This window comes from Cellulomonas sp. (assembly GCF_017744555.1).
Lineage (GTDB): Bacteria > Actinomycetota > Actinomycetes > Actinomycetales > Cellulomonadaceae > Cellulomonas.
In genome coordinates this window covers 1-18417 of sequence record NZ_JAGIBD010000034.1, presented here as the reverse complement: position 1 = coordinate 18417, position 18417 = coordinate 1, and the positions used below count along the sequence as shown (strand labels likewise).

The window sequence follows — 18417 nt, the reverse complement described above, 5'->3', positions numbered from 1 at the left end:
CCCGACGGGCGAGGCCGACGGCCGTTCTTCATCGATGTAGATCGTCACCGTCGACGGACATCGTGGGTGTGGCCGTGTGGGTGACAACGTAGGTACGGCCCCGGGAGGCGTCAAGGCGCGCCGGGACACGTGGAGCTAGCGCAGGACGGCTCGGAACGGGTCGGCGGCGGCGACGAGCTCGACGGGGACCTCGGGCACGAGGTCGGTCAGCCAGCGGCCGAGCTCGGCCATGCCCTCCTGCTCGGACGGCACGTGCCCGACGACGACCACGCCCGCGCACAGGCCGGCGGTGACCGCGTCGGCGGCGTACTCGCCCGTCTCCCACTCGTGGCCCTCGCCGATGACGAGGACGTCGACGTCGGACCGGGCGAGCAGGTGCCGGTTCGGCCCGAACCCGTGGAACCCCGGCTGCAGCCCGACGACGGACACCGGCGTCCCGGGGTCGCCGACGTACCGCAGCGCCCGCGCCCCGAGCGCTTGGGCGACGTGCGCGGCGAGCATGCCGAGCGTCGTCTGCGGCACGTCGTAGACCCCGGGGTCGCCCTCCCGCTCGGCGTCGAGCCAGCCGAGGGCCCGTGCGGTGCCGGTGAGGATGCCGTCGGGGCGGCGGTCGTGCCAGGCGTCGTGCTGGTGCAGGACCACGAGGCCGTGCTCCGCGACGAACGCCGCCTTCGCCGCGAACACCGGGTCGGCCTCGTCGGCGAGGACCTGGTCCGAGGCACCGTGGTGGTCGAAGTACAGCGGCTCGTGCGTGACGACGAGGTCGAGCCCCTGCTCCGCGGCGCGCTGCAGCACGTCGAGGGTTGCCATGACCGTCACGGCGATCCCCCGGATCGGGGCATCCGGGTCGCCGGCAAGGAACCCGTCGACCGTCGTCGGCCGCGGTGGCACCCCCACGTGCGCACCGATCCGCTCCGCCACCTGCCGCGCTGTCAGAGTCACGGCGTCACCCTAACGACCGCGTCCCGCCCCACACCCGCCCGCGGGGGACACTGGGGGCAGCAACTGTGCTGTCGATCGAGGAGTCCGCCGTGCCCCAGGGAACTGTCCGTTGGTTCGACGCCGAGCGGGGGTTCGGCTTCATCGCGCTGGGTGACGACGCGGAGGACCTGTTCGTCCACGTCTCCGAGATCGTGGACGACGACGGGCCGCGGCTGCTCCGCGAGGGGCAGGAGGTCGAGTTCGAGATCGGCGAGGGCGACCGCGGACCGCAGGCGCGCCGCGTCCGGGTCACGGGTGGCCACGTCTCCGACGCCGCGCTGGGGATGCTCGGCACCGTCTCCTGGTACGAGCCCGCCAAGGGGTACGGCTTCCTCACGCCCGACGGGGGCGGCGCCGAGATCTTCGTGCACAGCTCGGCCATCGTGGGTGGCGGTGTGATCGCGGAGGGGCAGCGGGTCGCGTTCCTGGTCGTCGACGGCGAGAAGGGACCCCAGGCGGACCACCTGCTGCCGCTCGGAGGTCAGGCCGCCGGACGGGCCTCGGTGTCCGACGGCGCGGATGGCACCGTGTCCTGGTACGACCCGGACAAGGGCTTCGGGTTCGTCATGCCCGACTCCGGAGGCGAGGACGTCTTCGTCCACGTCCGTGCGCTGGCCCGGGGGCTGTCCGAGCTGGTCGACGGGGATCGCGTGACGTTCGACGTCGTCGACGGCGAGAAGGGCCCGCAGGCCCGCAACGTCGATCTGGTCGGCGGCCAGGGGCGCCGGACGTCGCCGGCACCGGCGGGTCGCGGTCGGTCTGGTCCTGCGCGCGAGCCGGGCGGGTCGGTGCGCGGCGGTGAGGGCACCGTCGCCCGCTACGACGCGGACCGCGGGTTCGGCTTCATCACCCCCGACGCGGGCGGCGCGGACCTGTTCGTGCACGTGTCGGTCGTCCGGGGTGACGAGGTGCTCCAGGAGGGCGACCGGGTCCGGTTCAGGGTGCGGCAGAGCGACCGAGGACCGCAGGCGGACGGCGTCGAGCTGCTCTGAGCCGCCTCAGCCGGACCGCTCGACCCCGTACCGCTCGACGAGCGTGCGACCGAGTGCGGCCAGGCGGTCGCGCACGGTCGACGGGCCGATGACCTCGACCCACTCGACGAGCCCGGCGAGCTCGCCTGCGAGCACGACCTCGTCGGCGCCGCGGACGACGACCTCGATGCGCCCGTCGTCCGTGGTGCCCCCGACCTCGAGCCGACCGCCGAACCCGATCCGGAGGATCGCGAGCCCGTCGGGCGTGCAGACCGCCCGGGCCTCGACCGGTGTGCGCCGACGGTCGACCTCGTCGGCGATCTCGCGCCAGCTCGCGGCGAGGTCGAAGTCGCCGGGCCGGTGCACGGGGTCGTCGGTCGGGTCGACGGAGGTCACGCGGTCCACCCGGAAGGTCCGCCGCCCGGCCTCGGTGCCGGAGACGAGGTACCACGACGGACCCTTGGCGACGACGCCCAGCGGGTGGACGGTCCGCTCGGTCCCGGCCCCGGCGCGGTCCACGTAACCGAGCCGCACCTGGACGCCGTGGATCACCGCGTCCTGGAGCGCGTCGAGGAAACGCGGCGGTCGAGGCTCGACGCGGCTCGACCCCCAGGCGTGCCGGTCCGTGACGAGCGACGACGCAGCCGCCTCGGCCTGCACCCGGAACGGCTCGGGCAGGGCGCGGACGAGCTTGCGCAGCGCCGCCTTCACCTCCGGCGTGGCCTGCGAGGCCGGGCCGGCCACGAGGAACAGAGCCCGGGCCTCCGGTGCGGTCAGCCCGGACAGGTCGGTGCGCGCGCCGCCGACCAGCCGCCAGCCGCCGCCCCGACCCTGCAGGGAGTACACCGGCACGCCTGCCGTCGCGAGCGCGTCGAGGTCGCGGCGGGCGGTGCGCTCGGAGACCTCCAGCTCGCGGGCGACCTCCGCCGCGGTCACCTGCTCGCGCTGCTGCAGCAGCAGCAGGACGGCCATCAGGCGGTCGGCTCTCACCGGTCAAGACTCGCAGAGAAACCGGTCAGGAGGTGACCGGTATGGGTCGCCAGGATGGCCGGCATGACCTCACCGATCGACTTCCCCGAGCCCACCCTCGTCCGCGTCAACGGCATCACCCTCGAGGTGTTCGAGGCGGGCCGCGAGAACGCCGGACGGCCCGTCGTGCTCTGCCACGGCTGGCCCGAGCACGCCTACTCCTGGCGACACCAGGTGCCCGCCCTCGTCGCGGCGGGGTACCACGTCATCGTCCCGAACCAGCGCGGCTACGGGCGCTCGTCGGTCCCGTCGGAGGTGACGGACTACGACATCACGCACCTCACGGGCGACCTCGTCGGGCTGCTCGACCACTACGGGTACCAGGACGCGACGTTCGTCGGCCACGACTGGGGTGCCTTCGTCGTCTGGGCCCTGGCCGTGCTGCACCCGAGCCGCGTCAACGCCGTGGTCAACCTGAGCCTGCCGTACCAGGAGCGCGGTGAGCGGCCCTGGGTCGAGGTCATGGAGGAGGCGCTCGGCGGCGACTTCTACTTCGTCCACTTCAACCGCCGGCCGGGCGTCGCGGACGCCGTGCTCGACGACAACACGCACCGGTTCCTGAGCAACCTGTTCCGCAAGGACCTGCCCGTCGGACCGCCGCGGCCGGGCATGACGATGATCGACCTCGCCCGGGCGCAGGCCCCGCTCGGCGAGCCGCTCATGAGCGACACCGAGCTGGCGGTCTTCGTCGACGCCTTCGAGCGGACGGGGTTCACGGGCAGCATCAACTGGTACCGCAACCTCGACCGCAACTGGCACCTGCTGGGAGACGTGGACCCGGTGGTCCGGCAGCCCGCGCTGATGGTCTACGGCGAACGGGACGCGGTGCTGAGGTCGGAGAGGCTGAGCGAGCTCGTGCCGCTCGTCGACGTGGTCACGCTCGACAGCGGCCACTGGATCCAGCAGGAGCGGCCCGACGAGACGACCGACACGATCCTCACGTGGCTCGCGCAGCGGGACGCGCAGGGGCGTGGCTGAGTGAGCTCGAGCCGAGCTCGCCGCTCAGGTCGAGAGTTATCGGGAGGGCGCGGGCGCGCCGGTCCGGCATGCTGACCGTCGTGACCGCCTACCTGCAGACGGACCGCGTGACCCTGCGCCGGTTCGGCGCCGACGACGCCGACCTGCTCATCGAGCTCGACAGCGACCCCGCCGTCATGCGCTTCCTCTCGGGAGGCGAGCCGACCGCACCCGAGCTGGTCCGCGAGCGCGACCTGCCGAGCATCCTCGCCGGCTACGACCGCTGGGCGGGAGCATTCGGCCTCTTCGCGGCCTACGAGACGGCGGGCGACGCGTTCGTCGGGTGGTTCTGCCTGCGCCCCGAGCGGGACGGGCCGCTCGACGAGGTCGAGCTCGGCTACCGGCTGCGGCAGGACGCCTGGGGGAGCGGGTACGCGACCGAGGTGTCGTCGGCGCTCGTGACGAAGGCGTTCACCGACCTCGGCGTGCGCGTCGTCTGGGGCGCGACGATGGCGCTGAACACGGCGTCGCAGCACGTCATGGAGAAGGTGGTGATGACGGTGACGGAGGCGCTCGAGACGCCCGACGACATGCTCGCGGTCGAGGGCGCCGAGCTCGGTGGCTACCGGTACGAGATCACCCGGGAGCAGTGGGAGGCGCGGCAGGCGCTCCGGTCCTGACGTCCGTCAGAAGCCCTGCTGCATCGGGAGCGCCACCACGCCGAGCGAGTAGATGCGGTTGCTCGCCCGGCCCACGAAGCCGGCGATGTAGGTGCCCGGGGGCGCGGCGAACCGTTGCCCCGCGGTGGTCTGAGCCGGGCCGAGCAGCTGCGCGGGCTGGCCGGAGACCTCGATCGAGAGCGCCGCGACCCCCGTCTTGTCGTGGTCCTTGTGGGTGTACACGGTGATCGCCTGGATCGTCTGGTGGGGCGGGACCGTCACGCTGCCCGAGTGGTCCGAGACTGGCGTCCCGTGCGGCGCCGGCCCGTCGTACTTGTAGTTCGTGGACAGGCTCGTGATCACCGTGTTCCAGGTCGCGCTCACCGAGTTGATGATCGCGGGGATGAACTCGATCGTGGTCGAGTCGTCGAACGCGTCGCCGTGCGGGCCACCGGCGGTGGCGCTGCGCTGGATCTCGCTGTCGTAGACGTACCCGAGCAGGTTGGTGGAGAGCACGTCGTCCGGGGTCACCACCGACCCCGCGACGTCCCACGGCCACATGACGTCGCCCGCGCTGACACCCGGGACGCCGGCGGCCGGCAGGTACCCGGAGGTCGGGTGCATCGCCTGCCACCGGCTCCAGATGCGGTCGATGTTCGCATGGTGCAGGAAGAAGACCGGGTCGTTGGGTGACGTCTCCATGTTGTCCATGGAGCCGCCGACCCACACGTGGACCCTGTTGTGCAGCTGCGGCTGGAAGGCCTGCGTCGGTTTCAGCAGCCAGCCTTCGAGCTGGTTCCGGAAGCTCTCGTACCCCATGGCCGCCATCGCGACGTCGTTCCACGGGGGAGCGTCGTACACGTTCACCGCGAGCGCCGCGTCGACGTCGGCGGCGGAGGGCAACGTCATCGGCGGCGACCCGAAGGCGCGCACGAGAGGCCCTCCGCCCGCGAGCGTCCACTGACCCTGGCGGAACGGGCCGGTCGTCACCGGGTCGCCCTCACCACCCATGAAGTCGTCGTCCCAGATCTTCCCCTTCGTCGGGTCGGGGAGCGCCTGGTCGGCGGCCCAGTCCCAGTACGGCAGCGCGAACGACGGGCCGAGGGCGAGCTCGAACGCCCGCACGAACTGGCGGTGCCAGGGCAGGAACATCGGACTCATGTGCGCCTGCTGCGGTGTGCGCATCGTCGCCGTCGCGTGCGCCGTGACGAACTCGTCGTACTCGCCTGCAGCCTTGAGCGCGAGGATCGCCTGCACGCAGGCGTCGAGGTCGTCGTCGGACAGGGTCGTCAGGTTCCGTCGGATCGGCATGCGGCATCGACTCTTCCGGTCGAGGACGACGGCACCGCACCCCCCGGGGCGGCACCACGTGCGGAGGTGGTCGGCGAACCGGTGCGCACGGCGGCGGGCGCGGTGGGCTCGACGACGATCAGGGCTCTCGGCCGGTTCGACGCGACCACACCCCTGACGGCGCCTCCGACCTCCTCCAGCGTAGACGCGGCCGGGCGTCAGGTGGCGCCGCGTACCGCGTGGTGCAGGGAGATCACGCCGTTGGCGAACCGCCGGTGGTCCAGCAGCTCCAGGTCGAGCCGCACGCCTCGCGGCAGGGCCGGCTTCCCGCCACCCACGACCACCGGGCACAGGAGCAGCACGCACTCGTCGACCAGGCCGTGCCGGAACGCCTCGGCGCCGAGGGTCGCGCCGCCGACGCTCACGTCAGCGCTCGACTCCTCCTTGAGCCGTCGCACCGCCTCGGGGTCGAACCGACGCTCGATCCGGGTCCGCGCCGTCGTCACCGCGTCGAGCGTCGTGGAGTAGACGACCTTGTCGGCGTCGCGCCAGATCGTCGCGTACTCGCGGACCACGGCGGGTTCGTCAGCCAGCCAGTCGTCGTCCTCCCAGACGCGCATCGTCTCGTACATGCGGCGGCCGTAGAGCGACGTACCGACCTTCCGCTCGTGCTCGTTCCAGAAGGCGTGCACCTCCTCGTCCGGCACCGACCAGTCGAAGGCCCCGCTCTCGTCCTCCAGGTACCCGTCGAGCGAGATGTTGGCGGCGTAGATCAGCTTGCCCATGGGTTCCTCCGGCCTGACGAGGGCTCCAGCCTGTCAGCGCCACGCAGGCAGCGGCAACAGCGCGGACCTCAGGCGCCGGTGCAGGTCAGCGCGGGCGACGGCGGTGTCCCGCTGCCGAGCATCCCGAACGTCGTGGAGCCGCCCGCGGCCAACCGACCGTTCCACGCCACGTTCTGGACGGTGACGCGACCGCTCTGCGACGACAGCGTCCCGTTCCACACCTGGTCCACCCGCTCGCCCGACGTCTGCCAGCTCACGCTCCACGACGTGGTCGCGGCGCGCGCCTGGACCGTGACCTCGCCCTGGAAGCCGCCGGACCATGCGTTCACGACCTTGAAGCTCGCGGTGCACCCGGTCGACCCGCCGGTCGGCGTCGGGGTGGGAGTCGGGGTCGGGGTCGGCGTCGGGGTGACGGTCGGCGTCGGCGTGACCGTCGGGGTAGGCGTGGGGGTGGGGGTCGACGTGTCGCCGCCCGACGTCGTGTACGTGACGACGGTGCGCGCCGCCGAGCACTTGCCGCCGCAGCTCGCGGGGAGCGAGAACGCGTACTCGCGACCGCCGAAGACGTACGCGCCGGTGACGTCCTTGACCCGGATCCGGTAGTCGGTCCCGCCTGCGGTGGTCGGCTTGACCAGGAAGGACTGCCCCATGTCGGTGTTCATCGGGGTCGTGACCCACGCGCCGTCGGTGAAGTGCTCGACGCCGTGGATGCCGTTGGGCAGGTGGTTGATCGAGACGCCGCCCCACCACTTCTCCGAGCCCTGGATGAACCCGATCTCGATGTCGCCGGTGTAGTTCGGCGCCTGGATGAACTCCCACGTCACGTGGCGGTTCCCCCAGTGGTTCGGCTCGAGGTCGCCGACGGCGGCGCCGTTCTTCACGAACCTGTTGATGGCCTGGTGGGCGAGGTCGAGGTGGTACGGGTCGTCACGGCACCACGCGTTCGGGTCGCCGCAGCTGTCGGCGACGAGCATGTCGAGCGTCGCGCCGTTGTACTTGTCCGAGACCCACGCGCCGTTGCGGCAGAACGCCTGCCCGGCGGCGCCGTCGTTGAGGCCCGTGCAGTAGTCGCCGATCGAGACCCGCACCCAGCGGCCGCAGTTGTGACCGTTGTCCCACATGCCGATCTTCGGGTCGCCCGCGGCCATCGGCCGGGAGTACATGGCGTAGTCGCCCGGCGTGTTGAAGACGTTGAGGGCGATCCAGTTCTGCGTCTCGAGCTGGTCCTGCGGCAGGCCGCAGCCGCCGTACGGGGAGCCGAGGTTGTCGAACCAGGTGGCGTTGCCGGTCACGGGCGCGGGCTCGCCGCCGGGGTTGATCGCGTCGGCCGGCGCCTGCGCCGCGACCAGCCAGGCGCCCGCCAGCAGCACAGCGAGCACACGGCTCCACGAACGGACGTTCCTCTGCCTGGCCATGTCGATTCCTCCGGGTGCGCGACGGTCGCACCGACTGTGCACTCCCGCGCCCGCTCCGGGGGACGACGAATCGTTTACGAGCTCACCAGAGTGGTCCGACCTGAGCGCGCACGCTGTGCCCGCCGCGCGTCAGCGCGGCGCCGAGGTCGACCGGCGGAGCACGAGAGAGGTCGCGAGCCGCACGTGCGCCTCGTCCGGGGCCGCCCCGTCGAGCAGACCGGTCAGCAACCGCACCGCCGCGGCCCCCATCTCCTGGATCGACTGGCTGACCGTCGTGAGCGGCGGGTCGGTCTGCGCGGACTCCGGGATGTCGCTGAAGCCCACGACCGACAGATCGTCCGGCACGCGCAGACCGAGGTCGCGCGCGACGTCGACGGCGGCGATCGCCGACACGTCGTACGCGGCGAAGATCGCGGTGGGGCGGTCCTCGCGGGACAGCAGCGCCCGCAGCGCCGCCACGACGGAGCCCCGCCCGTAGTCGTCGGTCAGCAGGAGCGACTCGTCGACGCGAACGCCCGCCGCGGCCATCGCCGTCCGGAAGCCGTGCTCACGCACACGGGACCAGTGGTACAGGTCAGGTCGGCCGCCGATGAAGCCGATCCGGCGGTGGCCGAGCCCGAGCAGGTGCTCGGTGGCGAGCATCGCGCCCCCGAGGCTGTCCGAGTCGACGCCGGGCTGTCCGGACGGGCCCGCGGCCGCGTCGATCGCGACGACCGGGACGTCGACGTCCACCGGTGCGGTCGCAGGCGTGACCAGCACCGCACCGTCGATCAGGGTGCCGCTCAGCCGGGACAGGAACCGCCGCTCCCAGCCCGCGCCGCCGCCCCGGACACCGCTGGTGTAGGCGAGCAGCTCGTACCCGGTGTCGCTCAGGGCGGCTGCCGCACCCTTGAAGATCTCCGAGGAGAACGGCTCGAACTCCCCGGCGAGGATCCCGATGACGTGCGTGCGACGCGACCGCATCCCGCGGGCCACCAGGCTCGACTCGTAGCCGAGCTGCTCGATCACGCTCATCACGTGGGTCGACGTCGACGGGGCGACCCCGTCCCGCGCGTTGAGCACCTTCGACACGGTCGCCACGGACACGCCAGCGGCGCGAGCGACGTCGGAGATCGTCACCCGTGACATGCGACCTCGACGGGCAGGCGGTCCAGCGGCACGGCCCCATCATGCAGGGTCAGCGGCGGATCGCGATCACCTCGGTGTTCAGCTGGATGTTCAGCCGGCGCTTCGCGACCATCTGGTCCCAGACGTCCTCCCAGCCCTTCGCCCACGCCGTGACGCCGCTCGTCTCGCCGAACGGCCACGCCATGTCCGGCGTGACCCAGACGAGTCCGTAGTACGCGGGGATCTTGTCGAGGTCGCCGTACCCCTGCACCTGGTAGGCGTAGATCAGATAGCCCGTCAGTGCGCCCATGCCGTTGTCGTCGAGATACTGCGCGAAGGTCTTCGAGAAGATGCCGTACGGGTCGCCGGCGGGCCTCGAGACCGGCATGACGCCGTCGACGGTGCCGAAGATCTCGAAACGCAGGGCGACGTAGATCCCGGCGGCCTTCACGAGCTCGAGGTAGGCGAGATCCTGGTCCGCCTGGCTGCACGGCCACCCGTAACCCAGGTACTGACAGGCGACCATGAGCCCGTAGTCGCCGAACGACATGACCGTGTCGCCGACGACGATTCCCCGTCCGGTCCCGTGCGCGACGGGTATCCGGGCGTTGCCGACGGTGAACTCGGAGAGTGCCTGCACCATGTCGTCGTACGCCGGCGACAGGTAGCACGTGCCGAGCTCGGCGATCGACGTGCCGCCCTGGTCCGGCACCTGCAGCGAGTGCGTCTTGCCGGCGAAGCGGTTCGTCTGCTCCAGCAGCGTGACGTTCCGGTAGCCCGCGTCGATGAAGCGCTGCGCGAACAGCAGCCCGCTCACGCCGGCACCGATGACGACGATCGCGCTGTCCTTGGCCGCCGACAGCAGCTCGGGCTTCGCGCCGAGCAGGATGTTCAGGTACGACCAGCAGTGCAGGACGGACTCGAAGCACGTCGACGCGTGGACGTACACCGTGTCGTTCTCGCCCTGCAGGTCGAGCCATCGCCACGGAGCCCCGGCCGCGAGGGCGTCGAACGTGAACTGGTCGAAGTACGGCGTCGCGAGCGGGTTCACGGCCGGGTGGATGTCGCCGTCCTGGTCCTCGTCGACCTGCACGATCTCGTACCGGCCCGGCTGGAAGGGCCACCACGACGGCGGGCTGTCCAGGAACGCGTCCCGCTGTGCGGCGAGCGTGGCGGGATCCGACGGGCCGCCGACCCCGACCATCTGGTACGTCGTGACGACGTTGGTCGCGGCGGCGTTCGCGACCGGAAGGCCCCATTGCTTGGCGGTCTCGTTGCGGTACCCCTGCACGAGACCCGTCTGCGACTCGACGATGTCGGGAGCGAGGATGACGACCCGCTCCTGCGCCGTGCGCGGATAGACCCGCAGGCACGTCGTGTAGAAGGTGAAGTTCTGGAGCGAGTCGAGCAGCGCGCGCTCGTGCGGGGTGTAGTCCATCACCGGTTCGAGGGCGCGCGGATCGCACGCGATCACGAGAAGTGCCGGATTGACGACCTTGCGGACTCCGCCGGTCTGATAGATCACTTCCATGTCGTGCGGCCCCCTGCTGATCTGCCATCGGACGCCCGTGGCGCGTTCGTGGCGGCAGCGCGGCTGCCATGAACCAGGCGAGCGACCCGTCCGTCACTGGCCAAACTACGGTCCGGCCAGTTGCTGGCGACTGCCCTTTCGGGCCGAACGTCCGCGCACCGGCGCTGCGGCTATGCTCGCCGGCATGCTGATCGGTGCGCGCCTCGCCCCGGGCTGCCGCCCGTGCGGTTGCGGGTCGCCGGCGCGCCGGGTCCACGGGCGCCGCGTGAGGTACCACATCGGCGCGGAGCCTGGGCAGGTCAAGGGCATGCGATGGCGGGGCGCCCCCTAGGGGCGTGCCACGGTCGTCGTGCAGGGCTGTCTCCTGCGGCGAGCTCGGACGCCCCGTACGGACGTCCGTCATCCCCGCTCACCGTGAGGTTCCCGCATGCCCAGCACGTTCTTCTTCCCTGCCCTTGAACGGCATGTCCCCGACGCCGCGGGGTACTTCGGCGCGTTCGGCGGCCAGTTCGTCCCCGAGGCGCTCGTCGCCGCGGTCGACGAGGTCGCCGTCGAGTACGACAAGGTCAGGACCGACCCCGGCTTCGCCGCGGAGCTCGACGACCTGCTCGCCCACTACACCGGCCGCCCGAGTCCGCTCACGGAGGTGCCTCGGTTCGCCGAGCACGCCGGGGGCGCCCGGGTCTTCCTCAAGCGCGAGGACCTGAACCACACGGGCTCGCACAAGATCACCAACGTGCTGGGCCAGGCCCTGCTCACGAAGCGGATGGGCAAGACCCGCGTCGTCGCGGAGACCGGCGCGGGCCAGCACGGCGTGGCCACGGCGACCGCGTGCGCGCTCCTGGGCCTGGACTGCCGGGTCTACATGGGCGAGACCGACATCCAGCGCCAGGCCCTCAACGTGGCGCGCATGCGGATGCTCGGCGCGGAGGTCGTCGCCGTGCGGTCCGGGAACGGCACGCTCAAGGACGCCATCAACGAGGCGTTCCGCGACTGGGTGGCCAGCGTCGAGACCACGCACTACCTGTTCGGCACGGTCGCGGGCCCGCACCCGTTCCCGATGATGGTCCGCGACTTCCAGCGGGTCATCGGCGTCGAGGCGCGCCGCCAGCTCCTCGAGCGCGCGGAGCGGCTCCCGGACGCCGCGATCGCGTGCGTGGGTGGCGGCTCCAACGCCATCGGGCTCTTCCACGCGTTCGTGCCCGACGTCGACGTCCGCCTGATCGGCTGCGAACCCGCCGGTCACGGCGTCGAGAGCGGTGAGCACGCCGCCACCCTCACCATGGGCGAGCCCGGCATCCTGCACGGCTCCCGGTCGTACCTCCTGCACGACGACGAGGGCCAGATCACCGAGCCGTACTCGATCTCGGCCGGCCTCGACTACCCCGGGCGTCGGCCCCGAGCACTCGTACCTGCGGGACGCGGGACGAGCGGAGTACCGGGCCGTGACCGACGACGAGGCGATGCGCGCGATGCGGCTGCTCTCGGTGACCGAGGGCATCATCCCGGCCATCGAGTCGGCGCACGCGCTCGCGGGTGCGCTCGCGGTCGGCAGGGAGCTGGGCGAGGACGGGCTGATCGTCGTCAGCCTGTCCGGGCGCGGCGACAAGGACATGGACACGGCGGCCCGGTACTTCGGCCTGGACGAGGGGAGCGACCTGCGATGACCGGCAACCTCCAGCTGTTGACCGACACGCTCGCGAGCGCGCGGGCCGCCGGCCGAGCGGCGCTGATCGCCTACCTGCCCGCCGGCTTCCCGACCGTCGACGGCGGCATCGAGGCGATCACGGCGGCCGTCGACGGCGGCGCCGACGTCGTCGAGGTGGGCCTGCCGCACTCGGACCCGGTGATCGACGGCCCGGTCGTCCAGGCTGCCGACGACATCGCGCTGCGCGGCGGCCTGAGGATCCGGGACGTCATGCGCACGGTCCGTGAGGTGCACGAGGCCACCGGCGCGCCAGTCCTCGTCATGACGTACTGGAACCCGGTGGACCGGTACGGCGTCGCGCGGTTCGCCGCGGAGCTCGCCGAGGCGGGCGGCGCGGGCTGCATCCTGCCGGACCTGCCCGTGCAGGAGTCGGCGCAGTGGCGGGTGCACGCCGACGAGCACGGTCTCGCGACGGTCCTCGTCGCGGCGCCGAGCAGCACCGCCGAGCGGCTGGCCGCCCTCACGGCGGCGAGCTCGGGCTTCGTGTACGCGGCGTCGGTCATGGGCGTCACGGGGACCCGCGAGTCCGTCGGGGGGCGGGCCAGGGAGCTCGCCGCACGCGCCGCGGCCACCACCCGTCTGCCGGTCTGCGTGGGGCTCGGCATCTCGACCGCCGCGCAGGCCCGGGAGGTCGCCGGGTACGCCGACGGCGTGATCGTCGGGTCGGCGTTCGTGCAGCGGATGCTGGACGCCCCCGACCACCGCACCGGCGTGGAGGCCGTGCGCTCGTTCGCCCGGGAGATGTCGGAGGCCGTCCGCTCGGCCGAAGGGAGCAGCGCGACGACCACGCGGTGACGCGATGCGCTCGCCGCCGTCGACGGGACGGCGGCGAGCGCTCGTGAGGCGCGATCGGTCAGCTCGGGCCCCTGCGGAGGCCGCTGCGCGTCAGCCGCGGCCCGGCAGCATCGCCAAGGCCTGCGACCGACGGGCGACGAGCTCGGCGTAGGTCCCGTCGCGCTCGGCCCACCGGTGCATCCGGACGGCCTCGACGAGGATCTCGGCGGGCGTCGGGTCCGTGCCGAGCAGGGTCAGCACCTCGTCGAGGTAGGCGTCGAGGTCGAGGGCGGCGGGGTTGAGCTCGCGCTGCGCGGGCGTCGTCGCGACGGCAGGCGGCACCAGCTCGACGACGTCGACGCCGGTCCCGGCGAGCTGTGCGCGCAGCGCCTCGGAGTACGCATGCACGGCCGCCTTCGAGGCGCCGTACGTCGGCATCGGCGGGAACGGCAGGAAGCCGATGCCGGAGCTGACGGTGACGAAGGTGCCCGCGCCGCGCCCGACGAGGTGCGGCGTGAACGCGTCGACCACGCGGATGGTGCCGAGCACGTTGGTCTCGACGGTGGCGCGCGCGGTGGCGAAGTGACCCGGGTCGAGCAGGTCCTCGAGGGGCATCACGCCGGACATCGTGACGACGACGTCGAGGTCCGGGAAGCGTGCGAGCACGTCGTCGCGCGCGGCTCGGACGGAGTCGTCGTCGGTGACGTCGATCGGGACGGTGGGCAGGTCGGAGACGCGGTCGATGCTGCGGCCGCCGACGACGACGCTGCTGCCTGCGGCGGCGAGGCGGCGGGCCAACCCGAGCCCGATGCCCGAGGTGCCGCCGACGACGAGGACGGTGCGAGAGGTGAGGTTCATGGCTCCCACGGTGTCGCGCCGCCGCCCTCCGAGGCAGTTCCCCCGTGATCCGGGGAGTGGCGGGGCCCCCTCACGCCGTCGCGCCCCGTGGTTACCGTTCTCGTGTGGCGGACGACGAGTCGAACCGGCTGGGCACCTACCTGCGCGCCCGGCGAGGACTCGTCTCCCCGGAACGCGCGGGCGTCGTCGCGCACGGCCGGCGGCGGGTGCCCGGGCTCCGGCGCGAGGAGGTCGCGATGCTGGCGGGCATCAGCGCCGACTACTACCTGCGCCTCGAGCGCGGCCGCGACCGGAACCCGTCCCCGCAGGTGCTCGACGCGCTCGCCCGGGTGCTCGAGCTCAGCCACGTCGAGCGCGACTATCTGCACGGGCTCGCTCAGCCGGAGCCCCGGGCCCGTCGCCCGCGCAGGAGGGTCGAGCGCGTCCCCGAGCGGCTCCACCACCTCCTGCGGGCGCTGGACGTGCCCGCGTTCGTCGAGGGTCGGGCGTTCGACGTCCTCGCGTCCAACGACCTCGCCCGCGCGCTCTCGCCGCGTCTGCGGCCGGGCGAGAACCGGTTGCGCTCCCTGCTCCTCGACCCGGAGGAGCGCGAGTTCCAGGTCGACTGGGAGGCCGCGACCGCCGGGTTCGTCGCCGCGTTCCGCAGCTCTGTCGGGCAGGCCGTCGACGACGCCCGGGTCGTCGAGCTCGTGGGTGAGCTCTCGCTCGCCAGCGGCCACTTCCGGGAGCTGTGGGCACGGCACGACGTGCGCCCCCTGTCGGGCGGTACGACGACGGTGCGCCACCCCGTCGTCGGTGAGCTCGAGCTGCACCGCGACAAGCTCCCGGTGGACGACGTCGTCCTCGTCGTCTACTACGCCGACACCGGATCTGCGTCCGCGGAGCGGCTGGGGCTGCTCGCGTCCTTGGTGTAGCCCGACGGTCCGTCCCGTCGCCCGGCCGATCGTGGCGCCGCACACTCGCGCGGGCACGCTGTGTCCCGCCGACCGGTGTGCTCGTCTGCCGCTCCGTATCCTGCGAGGCATGGCACTGAGCGCGCTCTTCATCGGCGGGACCGGCATCATCAGCGCGGAGGCCGCCCGGCGCGCGGTCGCCGAGGGCGTCGAGCTCACCGTGCTCAACCGCGGGAGGTCGTCGACGCGGCCGGTACCCGACGGCGTCCGCGTGCTCCACGCCGACGTCCGCGACCCGGCGGCCGTCCGGTCGGCGGTCGGTGACCTGGAGTTCGACGCCGTCGTGGAGTTCATGGCGTTCACCCCTGACCACGTCCAGGCCGACCTCGACCTGTTCACCGGCCGCACCGGCCAGTACGTGTTCATCAGCTCCGCCTCGGCCTACCAGACGCCGCCGACCTCCCTGCCCGTCGTCGAGTCGACGCCGCTGCGCAACCCGTTCTGGGAGTACTCCCGGAACAAGATCGCGTGCGAGGACCTCCTCGTCGGCGCCTACCGCGACACCGGTCTGCCGATGACGATCGTGCGCCCGTCGCACACCTACGACGCCACGCTGGTCCCGATGGACGGCGGCTGGACGGTGGTCGACCGGATGCGCCGCGGCCTGGAGGTCGTGGTGCCCGGGGACGGGACGTCGCGGTGGACCATCACGCACAGCGCCGACGTCGCGGTCGGGCTCGTCGGGCTGCTGGGGCGTGAAGAGGCGATCGGCCAGGCGTTCCACATCACCGGCGACGAGGCGCCGTCGTGGGACCAGATCTACGTCGCGATGGCCCGGGCGGCGGGCGTCGACGAGCCACGGCTCGTGCACGTCGCGTCCGAGGCGATCGCCGCCGCCGACCCGGAGCTCGGCGCCGGGATCCTCGGCGACAAGGCGCACACGATGATCTTCGACAACACCAAGATCCGGCGACTGGTCCCGCAGTTCTCGCCCCGCATCCCGTTCGCGCAGGGTGCTCGCGAGATCGTCGCCTGGCACGACGCCGATCCCGCGCGCCGGGCGGTGGACCCGCAGTTCGAGGCGCTCACCGAGCGCCTGCTCGAGGCCTACCGACCGCGCCCGCTCTGACGGGTCGGTCGGCGGTGGGCGTGCGCGTCGGGCTGTGCGGGTGGACGGTCTCGCAGGCGTCGTACGTCCGCCGCTTCCCCGTCGTCGAGGTGCAGCACACGTTCTACGAACCGCCGTCCGACGCCGTGCTGACGCGCTGGCGAGCCCAGGTGCCGGCCGCCTTCGAGTTCACGATCAAGGCGTGGCAGGTCGTCACGCACGAGTCCGGCAGCCCCACCTACCGGCGCCTGAAGCAGCCTCTGCCGGACAGCGCGCGTGGCCAGGTCGGAGCGTTCAGGACCACACCGCCGGTCCTGGCCGGATGGCAGCGGACCCTCGAGTGCGCCCGGATCCTGCGGGCCACCGCCGTGCTGCTCCAGTGCCCGAAGAGCTTGCGTCCGACGGCGGAGAACGTCGGACGGCTGCGGAACTTCCTGGCACAGGTGGAGCGCCCCGCGGGGCGACTGCTGTGGGAACCTCGTGGTGAGTGGCCCGCGTCGCTGCTCACGGAGCTCTGCGCCGAGCTGGATCTCGTGCACGTCGTCGACCCGATGCAGGCCGAGACCGTGACGCCAGAGCAGACCTACTACCGGCTGCACGGCACCACCGGCGCGCGTCACGTGCACTCGGACGACGAGCTGCGCCGGCTGCGCGACCGGGTCGACGGCCGACCGTCGCCCTACGTCATGTTCAACAACCTGCCTCGCGTCGCCGACGCGGAGCGGTTCCTCGCGCTGCTCTGACGCAGCCGGCGGGGGCGCCGGGGGATCGCTGTGTGCGGCACGACGTGCCCGCCTACCGTCGGCGCGCCTCGAAGATCATGATCGGGGCGTCGTCGGTGCAGGGGGTTCGGGACCAGTCGCCCCAGACGTGCGCGACCGCGAACCCCGCGTCGTCGAGCTGCTGCTCGATCTGCTCGCGTGCACGGAACTCGAGCGTCACCGTCTCGACCACGAGCTCACCGGTGTCCGTGAACTCGTTGTACGCCGTCAGCAGGACCCGGCCCGGCTCCAGCTCGTCGACGTCCATCCACTCCCGCATCGGACCGTGGCCGGTCGCCCGGGTCGTCGGTGCGGCGCCGGACCACGTCGCCCACGCTCGGACGCGCGGGTTGCGGCTCTCGAACGTGAGCACGCCCCCGTCGCGAAGTGCGGCGTGGATGTCGGACAGCGTGCGCTGCCAGGCCGGGTCCGGGATGTGCTGGGCGACGTTGCCGGTCATGACCGCCAGGTCGAAGAGCCCGTCCGGGATGTCCCGGGAGTCGCCCAGCATCCAGGTCACCTCGTCGCCGCCGGGGCGGCGCGCGGCGAACCCGAGCATCGTGGCCGACGGATCGATGCCGACGACCCGCCGGCCCGGCCGCACGAGGCTGGCGGTCAGCAGTCCGGTCCCGCACCCCACGTCCAGGATCGCCTGCGCGTCGATCTCGTCGGCGAGCGTGCGCACGTGGTCGTGGTCCGGACCGTCGGGGTTGTCCAGGTCGTAGAGCTCCACGAGCCTGCTGTCGTAGTCGGGCACGGGCCGACGCTAGGGTTCCGGGCGCGCGGAGCCCAGTCGATTCACGGGCGCCCGTGACAGCCCGTGCCGTCTCACGTCGTCGTCCGCCTCCTCTTTCCGGCCTGTCTCGGGGGAGGCCGGCGTCCCCTCCTCAGGAGCTGCGCAACCTGGCGACCGGTGCGCAGCCGCCGTCGGCGTCGAGACCTCGTCGTGGCACGATCGCCGGATGGCGCCGATCCGCGTGCTGGACGCCCTCGAGACCGATCGCCTCATGCTGCGGCCTCGCAGGACTGACGAGGCTGCGACGTACCGCCGGCTGTGGACCGAGAGGGATCCGCGGGTGCCCGAGCACCGGCGGATCGACGCCGACGGCCGGCCGACCCTGGCCGACATCGTCGAGCAGCTCGCGGACGAGCCCGGGCTGCTCGCCGTCCACCGCAAGGACACGGCCGAGGTGATCGGGTACTGCGGCGTGATCGGCCACGAAGGTGGGGCGCCCGACGAGCCTGAGCTGGCCTTCGAGCTGCTGCGGTCGGCGCACGGCCGCGGATACGCGACCGAGGCCGGCGCGGCAGTGGTCGCGTGGGCGCGCGCGGCGGGCTACCCCCGGCTGTGGGCGTCGGTGTGGGACTGGAACGTCGCGTCCCGCCGGGTGCTGGAGAAGCTCGAGTTCCACGAGACGGGCGCGGTGGTGTCCGCGTCCGTGCACGGCCGCAGCCTGCTCACCGTCCGGGAGCTGTGAGCGGGCCGGCCGCGGCGAGCCCAGCCGCCGTCGTCCCGGGCCGGCTCAGCCCACCCGGACCAGCTGCCACTGCTGGTTGGCGCCGTTCCAGTCGGAGTACTGCACGACGTTC

Annotated in this window: 17 protein-coding genes and 1 pseudogene; 9 read left to right on the top strand and 9 right to left on the bottom strand. The window is 72.5% G+C overall.

What is annotated here, in order from left to right; genetic code table 11:
• Positions 1-135 precede the first annotated feature (135 nt).
• On the bottom strand, positions 136-942 hold the full coding sequence (locus J7523_RS17035) for a Nif3-like dinuclear metal center hexameric protein (protein ID WP_291889304.1): 807 nt from the start codon (positions 940-942) through the stop codon (positions 136-138).
• Positions 943-1031: 89 nt separating this feature from the next.
• Here J7523_RS17035 and J7523_RS17030 point away from each other — a divergent pair, with 89 nt between their 5' ends.
• Positions 1032-1973 (top strand): cold shock domain-containing protein, encoded by a 942-nt coding sequence (locus tag J7523_RS17030; RefSeq protein WP_291889302.1) that lies wholly within the window; start codon positions 1032-1034, stop codon positions 1971-1973.
• A 6-nt stretch (positions 1974-1979) separates the two neighbouring features.
• Here the strand turns inward: J7523_RS17030 and J7523_RS17025 are convergent, their stop codons facing one another.
• Positions 1980-2942, bottom strand: coding sequence for a WYL domain-containing protein (locus J7523_RS17025; protein WP_291889300.1), 963 nt, complete (start codon positions 2940-2942; stop codon positions 1980-1982).
• A gap of 63 nt (positions 2943-3005) precedes the next feature.
• On the opposite strand from J7523_RS17025, the gene J7523_RS17020 reads away from it, so the two are divergent.
• Both J7523_RS17020 and J7523_RS17015 read left to right on the top strand, forming a co-directional pair.
• The gene (locus J7523_RS17020) at positions 3006-3959 is read left to right on the top strand and encodes an alpha/beta hydrolase (protein WP_291889298.1); all 954 of its coding nucleotides are present in this window, start codon (positions 3006-3008) and stop codon (positions 3957-3959) included.
• A gap of 80 nt (positions 3960-4039) precedes the next feature.
• The gene (locus J7523_RS17015; RefSeq protein ID WP_291889296.1) at positions 4040-4618 is read left to right on the top strand and encodes a GNAT family N-acetyltransferase; all 579 of its coding nucleotides are present in this window, start codon (positions 4040-4042) and stop codon (positions 4616-4618) included.
• A 6-nt stretch (positions 4619-4624) separates the two neighbouring features.
• Here J7523_RS17015 and J7523_RS17010 read toward each other — a convergent pair whose 3' ends face one another.
• From J7523_RS17010 to J7523_RS16990, 5 genes are all read right to left on the bottom strand, one after another.
• Positions 4625-5908 carry a tyrosinase family protein gene (locus J7523_RS17010; RefSeq protein WP_291889295.1) on the bottom strand — a complete coding sequence of 428 codons (1284 nt, stop codon included), beginning with the start codon at positions 5906-5908 and terminating at the stop codon, positions 4625-4627.
• A gap of 197 nt (positions 5909-6105) precedes the next feature.
• Positions 6106-6672, bottom strand: coding sequence for a dihydrofolate reductase family protein (locus J7523_RS17005; protein WP_291889292.1), 567 nt, complete (start codon positions 6670-6672; stop codon positions 6106-6108).
• Between the two features lie 68 nt (positions 6673-6740).
• Entirely contained in the window at positions 6741-8087 is a 1347-nt protein-coding gene (locus tag J7523_RS17000) for a cellulose binding domain-containing protein (RefSeq protein WP_291889290.1), read from the bottom strand.
• A 129-nt stretch (positions 8088-8216) separates the two neighbouring features.
• A complete protein-coding gene (locus J7523_RS16995; RefSeq protein ID WP_291889287.1) occupies positions 8217-9215 on the bottom strand; it encodes a LacI family DNA-binding transcriptional regulator in 999 nt (332 codons plus the stop codon).
• A gap of 49 nt (positions 9216-9264) precedes the next feature.
• A complete protein-coding gene (locus J7523_RS16990) occupies positions 9265-10725 on the bottom strand; it encodes an NAD(P)-binding protein (protein ID WP_291889285.1) in 1461 nt (486 codons plus the stop codon).
• Positions 10726-11152: 427 nt separating this feature from the next.
• On the opposite strand from J7523_RS16990, the pseudogene trpB reads away from it, so the two are divergent.
• Positions 11153-12392: pseudogene (gene trpB / locus J7523_RS16985) on the top strand (tryptophan synthase subunit beta).
• Positions 12389-13228 (top strand): tryptophan synthase subunit alpha, encoded by an 840-nt coding sequence (trpA, locus tag J7523_RS16980; protein ID WP_291889283.1) that lies wholly within the window; start codon positions 12389-12391, stop codon positions 13226-13228. Before trpB ends, trpA begins: the two are co-directional and overlap by 4 nt.
• Before the next feature lie 90 nt (positions 13229-13318).
• On the opposite strand, the gene J7523_RS16975 is transcribed toward trpA, so the two are convergent.
• Complete coding sequence (locus J7523_RS16975; protein ID WP_291889280.1) at positions 13319-14065, bottom strand: SDR family NAD(P)-dependent oxidoreductase; 747 nt, start codon at positions 14063-14065, stop codon at positions 13319-13321.
• Positions 14066-14169: 104 nt separating this feature from the next.
• Between J7523_RS16975 and J7523_RS16970 the strand changes: the two genes are divergently transcribed.
• The 3 genes from J7523_RS16970 to J7523_RS16960 all read left to right on the top strand — a co-directional run bounded on the left by J7523_RS16970 (position 14170) and on the right by J7523_RS16960 (position 16809).
• Complete coding sequence (locus J7523_RS16970) at positions 14170-14979, top strand: helix-turn-helix transcriptional regulator (protein WP_291889278.1); 810 nt, start codon at positions 14170-14172, stop codon at positions 14977-14979.
• Positions 14980-15088: 109 nt separating this feature from the next.
• Positions 15089-16087 (top strand): NAD-dependent epimerase/dehydratase family protein, encoded by a 999-nt coding sequence (locus J7523_RS16965; RefSeq protein WP_291889275.1) that lies wholly within the window; start codon positions 15089-15091, stop codon positions 16085-16087.
• A gap of 14 nt (positions 16088-16101) precedes the next feature.
• Positions 16102-16809, top strand: a complete 708-nt coding sequence (locus J7523_RS16960) for a DUF72 domain-containing protein (RefSeq protein WP_291889273.1) — start codon at positions 16102-16104, stop codon at positions 16807-16809.
• Between the two features lie 52 nt (positions 16810-16861).
• Here the strand turns inward: J7523_RS16960 and J7523_RS16955 are convergent, their stop codons facing one another.
• A complete protein-coding gene (locus J7523_RS16955; RefSeq protein WP_291889271.1) occupies positions 16862-17584 on the bottom strand; it encodes a class I SAM-dependent methyltransferase in 723 nt (240 codons plus the stop codon).
• A gap of 205 nt (positions 17585-17789) precedes the next feature.
• Between J7523_RS16955 and J7523_RS16950 the strand changes: the two genes are divergently transcribed.
• Positions 17790-18305: a GNAT family N-acetyltransferase gene (locus J7523_RS16950; protein WP_291889268.1), complete on the top strand. Its 516-nt coding sequence runs from the start codon at positions 17790-17792 to the stop codon at positions 18303-18305.
• The last annotated feature ends 112 nt before the right edge of the window (positions 18306-18417 follow it).